Annotated in this window: 7 protein-coding genes and 2 pseudogenes; 4 read left to right on the top strand and 5 right to left on the bottom strand. The window is 58.5% G+C overall.

From position 1 onward, the window contains the following. Window positions 1-146 precede the first annotated feature (146 nt). From tnpB (DMO26_RS32990) to tnpC, 4 genes are read left to right on the top strand one after another with little or no spacing between them, the layout of a single operon-like run. On the top strand, window positions 147-389 hold the full coding sequence (gene tnpB / locus DMO26_RS32990; protein WP_117196491.1) for an IS66 family insertion sequence element accessory protein TnpB: 243 nt from the start codon (window positions 147-149) through the stop codon (window positions 387-389). Between the two features lie 34 nt (window positions 390-423). Next, a complete protein-coding gene (tnpA, locus tag DMO26_RS32985; RefSeq protein ID WP_162895191.1) occupies window positions 424-861 on the top strand; it encodes an IS66-like element accessory protein TnpA in 438 nt (145 codons plus the stop codon). Further along, window positions 861-1,214, top strand: coding sequence for an IS66 family insertion sequence element accessory protein TnpB (gene tnpB / locus DMO26_RS32980; protein WP_117196490.1), 354 nt, complete (start codon window positions 861-863; stop codon window positions 1,212-1,214). The genes tnpA and tnpB (DMO26_RS32980) overlap by 1 nt, the downstream gene beginning before the upstream one ends. Before the next feature lie 53 nt (window positions 1,215-1,267). Next, entirely contained in the window at window positions 1,268-2,848 is a 1,581-nt protein-coding gene (gene tnpC, locus DMO26_RS32975; RefSeq protein WP_117196489.1) for an IS66 family transposase, read from the top strand. Between the two features lie 323 nt (window positions 2,849-3,171). On the opposite strand, the gene DMO26_RS32970 is transcribed toward tnpC, so the two are convergent. The 5 genes and pseudogenes from DMO26_RS32970 to DMO26_RS32945 all read right to left on the bottom strand — a co-directional run. After that, on the bottom strand, window positions 3,172-4,068 hold the full coding sequence (locus DMO26_RS32970) for an IS5 family transposase (protein WP_226951516.1): 897 nt from the start codon (window positions 4,066-4,068) through the stop codon (window positions 3,172-3,174). Window positions 4,069-4,335: 267 nt separating this feature from the next. After that, window positions 4,336-4,813: pseudogene (locus tag DMO26_RS32965) on the bottom strand (IS110 family transposase); the annotation flags it as partial. 239 nt (window positions 4,814-5,052) lie between these two features. Beyond that, window positions 5,053-5,874 (bottom strand): 3-methyl-2-oxobutanoate hydroxymethyltransferase, encoded by an 822-nt coding sequence (panB, locus tag DMO26_RS32960; protein ID WP_117196488.1) that lies wholly within the window; start codon window positions 5,872-5,874, stop codon window positions 5,053-5,055. Continuing rightward, window positions 5,871-6,746, bottom strand: a complete 876-nt coding sequence (gene panC / locus DMO26_RS32955) for a pantoate--beta-alanine ligase (protein ID WP_117196487.1) — start codon at window positions 6,744-6,746, stop codon at window positions 5,871-5,873. Before panC ends, panB begins: the two co-directional genes overlap by 4 nt. A gap of 263 nt (window positions 6,747-7,009) precedes the next feature. Next, window positions 7,010-7,128 (bottom strand): annotated as a pseudogene (locus tag DMO26_RS32945) (integrase core domain-containing protein); the annotation flags it as partial.

The raw sequence follows: 7,128 nt of genomic DNA, 5'->3' as shown, positions 1-7,128 counted from the left end.
ACATCAAACAGACCCAGGATCAGTCCGAGAAATGGCCGCCTTCAAATCGGAACGCCGGCCGGAATGAAATCGGAATGACTGGCCGGCTTCAAATCGGAATCGATGGCCGGCTTCATCGGAATACGCAATCATAGGAGCGTTGAGCCATGTTCAGACTGGGCGCTGATCTGCAGGTCTACCTCCATCGGGAACCCATCGACTTCCGCGCGGGCATCAACAGCCTCGCGGTCCTTGTGCAAGAGGTGATGGAGCTGGACCCGTTTGCTCCATCGGTGTTTGCCTTCTGCAATCGCAGGCGTGACCGGGTGAAGCTCTTGTTCTTTGATCGGTCCGGGTTTGTTATGGGTAAGCGCGCAAAAGACCGCACCTTTTCATTGATGCCGTGGTGATCGAGTCTGTGTCCATAGCGGGACTATGGACACGATGGCATCGAATGAGGTTGGAATTTCGGGGCGGCTTAGGGTGGTCAGGGTTCTGAGCAACGGGAAGCGGCGGTATGATCCGGTTGATAAGGATCGCTTGATCGATGCTGCGCTTGAACCGGGTGTTTCGATAGCAGGGCTTGCATTGGCGCACGGGATCAACGCCAATCAGTTGCAGAACTGGATCAGGCTGCGTCAGCGGCGGCAGGGTTCCGAAAAAGCGTCTGCGGTGGCGCCGAACATTGCAGCCTCAGCCTTCGTTGAGGTGGTTGAGGCGGCCGCTGTTGTATGCCCGCCGGAGCCGCCTTCTTTGCCCTCTCAGCAGAAATCGGCCCGTATACGCTTGAAGGCATCGCTTCCGAACGGCGTGCGGCTTGAGCTTGAAGGTGCGGATATGCAGGCTCTGTCCGCGATGATCGCAGCGTTGGGAGCGTTGTGATGTTCCGGCTGGCTGACAATCTGCGTGTCTATCTTCACCGGGATCCTATCGACTTTCGTGCCGGGATCAACGGCCTGGCGATTTTGGTCGAGCAGAATATGGGCCACAATCCGTTCGAACGTGCGGTGTTTGCCTTCTGCAATCGCCGCCGCACTCGGATGAAGCTTTTGTTCTTCGACCGCTCGGGCTTTGTACTCGTATTGAAAGCTCTGTCGGAAGACAGGTTCCGCTGGCCCCGTCGGGAGGAAAAGGTGATGGCGCTCGACACCGAGCAATTGCACTGGCTTCTCGATGGCATCGATCTCGATGCCATGGTCCGCCACCCGGTTCGGCAATATGAACATGTCGGGTGAATTCGGCATGCGGGCCAGTTGACGCAGGGAAGCGGTTCAGATTCAAAAATGCGATGAATCCAACCGGCACTCCTGATGTTGCGGAATTGATGGCGCAAATCGCCGCGCTTCAGGCGGCCAACCGTCAGCTCGCCGAGCGCGTCGTCAAGCTTGAGGAAGAACTGGCGCTCGCACGATTGCATCGGTTTGCACCGCGTAGCGAAAAGCACATGGACCGCATCTTCAACGAAGCCGAGCAGAGCGCTGCCGTTGACGCAGACGAGGACTGCGGCCTCGCCGACGAGGTGGATAGCGTCGATCTTCCGGATACGGGATTGCCGCGGACCGAACAGCCGGAACGCAGGAAACCGGGCCGCAAGCCACTGCCTGCGAACCTGCCGCGCCAGCGCGTCGACTATGATCTTGCCGACGATCAGAAAGCCTGCCCGTGCTGTAGCCATCAGATGCATCGCATGGGCGAGTTGGTGACTGAGCAGCTTCATATCGAGATCAAGGCCACGATTTTGCAGAATGCGCGGGCTAAGTATGCGTGTCGCAACTGCGACCGCACCGGGATCAATACGCCGGTCGTCATCGCGCCGATGCCGAAGCAGCCCTTGCCCGGCAGCATCGCCACGGCCTCGACGCTGGCCTTCGCGCTCGTCCATAAATATGTCGATGGCACGCCGCTCTACCGTCTGGCGCAGGCCTTCGAGCGTGCGGGCGTTCCCGTCAGCCGTGGCGCTCTCGGCCATTGGGTCATCGGGTCGAGCGAGAACCATCTCGTTCGTATCTATGACGCGCTGAAACTGCGGCTCCGGTCCCAGCCCCTCATCCATGGCGACGAGACCACGGTGCAAGTCCTGAAGGAAAAGGACAGGAAAGCGACCGACGAGTCTTACATGTGGGCATATCGAAGCAGCCAGGACAGCGACGAGCCGATTGTGTTGTTTGATTATCAGCCCGGTCGCGGGCAGGTGCATCCGCAGACCTTCCTTGGCGACTATCGCGGTATCCTCATGACCGACGGCTATCAGGCCTGGCGGACATTGAAGAAGGCCACCCATATCGGATGCATGGCCCATGCCCGGCGGCGCTTTGTCAATGCTCTCAAGGTCAGGGAAAAGCCAGGAGGGCCACCGGCGCAGGCCCTCAAGTTCTTCGACCAGCTTTACCGGATTGAACGGCAGGCACGGGACGAAAAGCCGGATGATGGCGAAACGCAGCCTGACCACATGCGCCGATTTCGCCAGAAACACAGCATCCCGGTCCTGGCCGCTCTCAAAGCATGGCTCGACGATATCGCGCCGAAGGTCGTACCCGACACCAAACTTGGCGATGCCGTCTCCTATACGCTCAACCAATGGGAATATCTGACGCGCTACACCGACGATGGCCGAATGCCGATAGACAACAATTTATTGGAACGCGACATCAGAGTTTTTGCAACTGGCAGAAAGAGTTGGCTCTTCTCAGACACAGTAGACGGGGCCAAGGCCAGCGCCGTCATCTACAGCCTGATGTTGACATGCCGTGCCTGCGGTGTCGAGCCATTCGCCTGGCTCAAGCACGTCCTCACCGAACTGCCGCAGCGGTCGGACGAGGACCACATCGACGACCTCATGCCATTCAACTTCAAAAGACAGGCTGCCTGATCCGCAGTCCCTTCACGTCCATTGACGACGACGCGCGCCGAAATGACCGCTTACCATGCATCATGCGGCCGCGCGGCGGCCTTTGTGGAAGACATAGCGAAGCATGTTGTAGGGTATGCGCCGTCCACGCCCCATTGATTTTACGGTTTCAGCTATTGGGTAAGGCTGCCTGAGGGCCGGATGTGATGAGAGCTGTGCGCGGATAAGGCTTTCCTATTGAATTGATTGGATGTTCCCGTCGCGAAGGCTTTTCGGACTATCGAGTACGGTCGACTTTCAGGTCGCCTGCAAATCTCACCTATTTGCCACATGTGCTTGCCCTTTCATTGGGCGACCGCCACAATGTTGAGGCATCGCTTGATGTTGTAGGCGATGGCTGTGAGACGAATTTGCAAGGCAGCCTTTGCCATGCCTCTCCACCGCATCCGGCGCAATCCATAGGATCGTTTCCACGTTCCGAATATCTTTTCGATCCGCCCTCGGATGCGGTGGATCGGCTGGTTATGAGCTTCGAGGCGCGCCCGCACTTCCGCCTCATCCCGACCCCACATTTCGGTGGCGACGATGCGCGGTGTTCCACCTTTGGCAAGCACCGCTCTGCCGAAATGATCGCCGCGATAGGCGCTATCGGCATAGACGTCACCAGGATTGTCGGGAAGCGCATCAGGGCCGGCTCGTCCATCATTGATATTGGCCGGCGTCACCGCGATTTCTTCGACAAGAGCCGTATCTGCATCGGCGCCAACATGCGCCTTGTATCCGTGAACCGCCGTTTTCCCGCGGTGTTTGACCCAATGACCGTCAGTGTCGCCTTCACTGGCTGAGGCAATAATGGTCGCGTCCACCAATGTCCCGGTCTTCACCTTGATCGCCTTGGCTTTCAATTGCGCCGTGATCTCGTCAAACAGAGCCTTATCGAGGCCCGCGGCGACCAGCGCCTTTCGAAATCGCGCAAAGGCCGTGCGCTCCGGCGTCGACTCCGATCGGGAAAACCCGCAGAACCGCCGAAATGAACTTCTGTCATCAAGGGTTTCGGCCAGCTTCACGTCTGAAAGCTCGTACCAGACGACAAGCAGCATTGCTTTGAACAAGGCGAGCGGCGGCCAGGCAGGTTCGCCCTTGGCAGCACTTGAAATCGTCGCCAGATGCCGATCTGCCGGCACCCAATCAATCACCTTTGACAGTGCATCTAACGTTGAGCTGTTCTTGATCCTGCGCAAACCCGAACGCTTCCTGACCAATACGACGACGGCTCATTGCAAACCTCCATCATTCGGCAAAGGCATTGAATCATCAATGATTCCATACGTCTACAATTATCCGCGCACAGCTCTTTGTGATACCAGCGGGCCCAGGGCCTGCCTTTTTGGGTTGAACGAAGCCGCTTTCGCGGCAATTGTGGCGGCTGATTTGCATGGAGTGCCTCTGGTTGAAAGAATGGGCTGTTTTAGCCCAACCTTTGAACAGGAGAGTACCGATGTCAATGAGTAGGCGCCCACTGTACTGGACTTTTCAAACCGGGCAGGATCATCGACCGCAGAGCGGTAGGTTAGTGCAACCAGGGCACCGACACCCGGCGCACTCATCAGCCGCTGGCAAACCTTGTCGGCGCGGGCGATCCTGAGCATCTCGCGGTGCAGCTTGGTAAACTCGCCCCATAGTGCTGCTCGCGCCGTCAGCATCGCATCAATCACCATCGATAATGTCGAATGCCCCGCAATCAGCTCGCGGATGCGCGCCTCGAAACCCCCACGGCTGACCTCGCCGACTTTTAATCCATGGCCACGTAGGATGCCCCGGATGCTGAGCTCGACGTCGGGCAGCTTGGACTGCAGAAGCTTGCGGCCGACCAATAGAGCACGAGTCTCCTGGGCCGGCGACGACTTGGCGTGGACCACGATACCATCCCATGCGGAGCAGTTGCGCGACCCCTCGTGCATCCTTGCGGTCAGTCTTCGCAGTCATCTGTGGAGCCAAGGCTAACGCGTGCATTTTCGACAAACGACAGCAACTCCTAGTACAAACATTTTTCCATTCGGCGGTTGAGGTCAATCGCTTTCCAGCTTTGCGTTCCGGCCGGCGTTAGATGTCCTTCGTTGGGTCTTGTTTCTCTTCGGGATCGGCATGCAAACAGTTCAGAGCATCAGAGAGACGACTGGGTGAGGACCGGTTCATCGTTCTCTCCAGCTCAAGAAACCGCGCCATCACGACCTGCGCTTGAACGTGTACTCCTCCGTGGGAAATGCTCGGCAGCGAACATCGCCCGCATAAGCTGCTGCGGCCTCCCCAGCCCTCTTTCCAAGTTCGTCATAGCGTTTAACGAAACGGGGGGTGAAGTCGTTGAACAGCCCGAGCATGTCGTCGGAGACCAGGATCTGCCCATCGCAGGCGGCCGAGGCGCCGATCCCGATCGTTGGGACGGGGATGACCGCCGTCATCTCGCGGGCGAAAGTCTCGACCGTGCCCTCGATGACGACTGCAAAGGCTCCCGAATTGCCGACGGCTTCGGCGTCAAGCCGGATCTTCGCGACTTCTTCGTCGGAATGGCCAACGGATCGGTATCCGCCCGCCGTATGAACCTGCTGGGGCATCAGGCCGATGTGGCCAAGCACCGGGATGCCGCGGGCGGTGAGGAAGACGATGGTCTCCGCCATCTCTCCCCCACCCTCGAGCTTGACCGCATCGCAGCCGGTTTCCTGCAGAATGCGCACCGCATTGCGATAGGCCAATTCCTTGGATTCCTGGTAACTTCCGAAGGGCATGTCGACGACCACGCAGGATTTGGCGACACCTCGCATCACCGCCTTTCCATGCGCGATCATCATGTCGAGCGTCACAGCCACGGTACTCTCCATGCCGTAGAGGACCATGCCGAGGGAATCTCCGACAAGCAGAAGATCGCAGTGTTCATCGAGAAGCCGCGCGATCGGTGTCGTGTAGGCGGTCAGGCATACGATCGGTGTTCCACCCTTCATCGCGCGGATACGAGTGGGCGTCAAGCGCATCTGGGAACCCGCGGCGCTCATCGTACCTCTCCCGCTCCGGACGGAGCTTTTTTCGCAATCACCCGGTTGTCGAGAAGCTTGGTCCTGCCGACCCGCACGAACAGCGCGACGATCACTGGATCTGCGATTTCCGCGATATTCTGCAATGTCGAGGCATCTCTGACGGCAACCACTTCCGGTCTCGCAAGAGGCTCGCGACCAATGAAGTCGACGAGCCTTGCTTCCAGAAGCTGCGGGTCGACGAGGCCCTCGGCGACGAGGCGCTCCGCCTCGTCCAAAGCGCGAGGGATGACGACCGCAGCACGCCTTTCCTCCTCGCTGAGATAGACGTTGCGGGAAGACAGGGCGAGGCCATCCGCATCCCGGACCGTCGGCACCGAGATGACGCGCACCGGCAGCGCGAGATCGTCCACCATCCGTTTGATGATGACGACTTGTTGGTAATCCTTCTCGCCGAAATAGGCATTCTTCGGCTGGACGATGTTGAAGAGCTTGCTGACGACCGTGGCCACGCCCGCAAAATGTCCGGGCCGGACGGCGCCTTCGAGTTCGCATCCAAGCTCCGGCACATCAACGACGGTCTTCATCGGCTGCGGGTACATATCCTCGACGCCGGGCGCGAACAGGAAATCGACGCCTGCTTTCTCTAGCATCGCCTTGTCGCGCTCCAGATCACGCGGATATCGACTGAGATCCTCTGTCGGACCGAATTGAAGCGGATTCACGAAGATCGAGGCAACGACGATTTCGTTTTCGGCGCGGGCTCGCGAGACAAGTTCCATATGCCCGGCATGGAGATAGCCCATGGTTGGAACGAAGCCGACCCTTCCGCCTTGCGCCCTTGCGCCGGCAAGTGCAGAACGCAACGCCTCAATACTCGATAGGACCTGCATGTCGCCCTCCCTGGCCACGATCACATCGGCGCGAATAGAGAATGCAAGCGCGGCCGCGCGTCAATGTATGCTTTCCGATAAAATCGATTCGACAGCTTAAGTTCTTTGCGCGAGTCCTCGGGAGTCGCCATCCGCTGAAGGCGACATCGACCTACTTTTTCAAGATATGTATCACCATAAATTGTCACTCATCGACAGGGCCAGAGGTGGCTCGGTTTGTCTGAACAGCTTCGGGCGTTTCGCTAAGTGGATTTTCGCCTCGATTATGCCGCCACCATCATTGGTGCCAGCGCGTTGAAGTAGGCCTGATCCGGTGTCTGCCGGTCAAGGGATGAATGTGGACGTCGAGTGTTGTAGAAGGTCAGATATCGGCCGATGCCGA

This window comes from Rhizobium terrae (assembly GCF_003425685.1).
Taxonomy (GTDB): domain Bacteria; phylum Pseudomonadota; class Alphaproteobacteria; order Rhizobiales; family Rhizobiaceae; genus Neorhizobium; species Neorhizobium terrae.
This window is presented reverse-complemented; position numbering and strand designations above follow the sequence as displayed.

Bases quoted from the DNA above. Each gene is read 5' to 3' on its own strand.
- tnpB (WP_117196491.1), top strand. From the start codon at position 147: ATGTTCAGACTGGGCGCTGATCTGCAGGTCTACCTCCATCGGGAACCC.
- tnpA (WP_162895191.1), top strand. From the start codon at position 424: ATGGCATCGAATGAGGTTGGAATTTCGGGGCGGCTTAGGGTGGTCAGG.
- tnpB (WP_117196490.1), top strand. From the start codon at position 861: ATGTTCCGGCTGGCTGACAATCTGCGTGTCTATCTTCACCGGGATCCT.
- tnpC (WP_117196489.1), top strand. From the start codon at position 1,268: ATGAATCCAACCGGCACTCCTGATGTTGCGGAATTGATGGCGCAAATC.
- panB (WP_117196488.1), bottom strand. From the start codon at position 5,874: ATGAGCGCCGCGGGTTCCCAGATGCGCTTGACGCCCACTCGTATCCGC.
- panC (WP_117196487.1), bottom strand. From the start codon at position 6,746: ATGCAGGTCCTATCGAGTATTGAGGCGTTGCGTTCTGCACTTGCCGGC.